The organism is Dellaglioa sp. BT-FLS60 (assembly GCF_054941065.1).
This window is the reverse complement of the sequence record NZ_JBSOLI010000024.1, coordinates 1-1,414: the sequence shown is the minus strand read 5'-3', so window position 1 is coordinate 1,414 and position 1,414 is coordinate 1. Positions and strand designations below refer to the sequence as shown.

Genomic DNA, 1,414 nt, shown 5'->3' with positions numbered 1-1,414 from the left:
AATAACAGTTTTTTTGTATAATGACAAAAAAAGACCCAAAAGCCATAAGACTTTTGGGTACGGTTTATCCAAATCCATTATCGTTCAACCACCACAGATGAATTAATAAGAAAGAAGGAATCTCCGCATGTCTAATCATACTAAATTTTGGCTTGGAATAGAAGACAATAATCTAATGATTATTGATTATGAGACATCTAATGATGGTGTCACCAGGTTTAACGGTATTCTCGATTACCAGCCGAAGGCTTGTCCCAACTGCGGTATTAAGCACGAAGGTCAGATAATTAAGTATGGTTGGCGTCAAACAACCATTCGTTATCCTAAAGTATTAGGAAAAAATATTATTTTGTCTCTCAAACGCAGATATTTTAAATGTAACGAGTGTCAATCATACTTTTTAGCTCAAACTAGTGCAGTCCCTAAGAACTGTACGATTTCCAATACTTCTAGAAAACTCTGTTTAACTAAATTGACAGAACCCGTTTCTTTAACTCACATTGCTGATGAAATTTCGACTTCTGATTCCTTTGTAGGTCGTATTCTCATGGCCTCTGAACGGGATTTTAAACCTAATTATAAATTTTTACCCAATGTTCTACTCCTTGACGAAGTCAAGAGTACTAAATCTGCTACAGATGCCATGAGTTTTGAATTTATGGATGCTAGTAATCATGAATTAATCGATTTTTTATCTTGTCGACGACTCTACCAAATACAACGCTATTTTTATCGTTATTCAGCTACAGCTAGAAAAAACGTGAAGATTATTGTGACTGATATGAATTATACCTATCCTAAACTAGCCAAAGAAATCTTTCCTAATGCGATTGTTATTATCGATAAATTTCATATTATCAATTCAGTGAATCGTGGATTCACCAAAACTAGAATCAAACTTATGAAAGAACTGCCAACATCATCACAAGACTATAAGGCCCTAAAACGTTACTGGAAGCTCCTATTAAAACCGGCTGAAAATCTGGATTACAAGAATTTTAAAAAATGGACCTACTTTCCATACTTAACAACAGAAATTGATATCATTGACCATTTACTAAGTTTAAATCCAGAATTGAAAAAGGCATATGAACTCATGAACCAAATTAGATCAGCCCTTCACCTAAAAGATTGGAAGTCCTATGATTCAGCAATTAAAAACACCGAAGGTTGTTCCGAAGAAATGACTAAAAGTATTGAAACGTTGTTTCTTCACCATTTTGAAATTAAAAATACCTTTAATCATCATTATTCTAACGGTCCTTTAGAAGGCACAAATAATAAAATAAAGGTCATTAAACGCGTTAGTTTTGGTTTTAGAAACTTTTATAGATTTCGCATCAGAATATTTTATACCCTTAAGATTCATACAAAAAAAGGCCTAATCACTAAGTGATTAGAACCTTCATAATAT

1 protein-coding gene is annotated in these 1,414 nt (G+C 33.0%); it reads left to right on the top strand.

What is annotated here, in order from left to right; all coding sequences use genetic code 11:
* The first annotated feature begins 127 nt into the window (after nucleotides 1-127).
* Nucleotides 128-1,396: an ISL3 family transposase gene (locus ACVQ8P_RS00670; protein ID WP_462296923.1), complete on the top strand. Its 1,269-nt coding sequence runs from the start codon at nucleotides 128-130 to the stop codon at nucleotides 1,394-1,396.
* Nucleotides 1,397-1,414 lie beyond the last annotated feature (18 nt).

Coding starts and splice junctions, on each gene's coding strand:
- ACVQ8P_RS00670 (WP_462296923.1), top strand. CDS start 128: ATGTCTAATCATACTAAATTTTGGCTTGGAATAGAAGACAATAATCTA.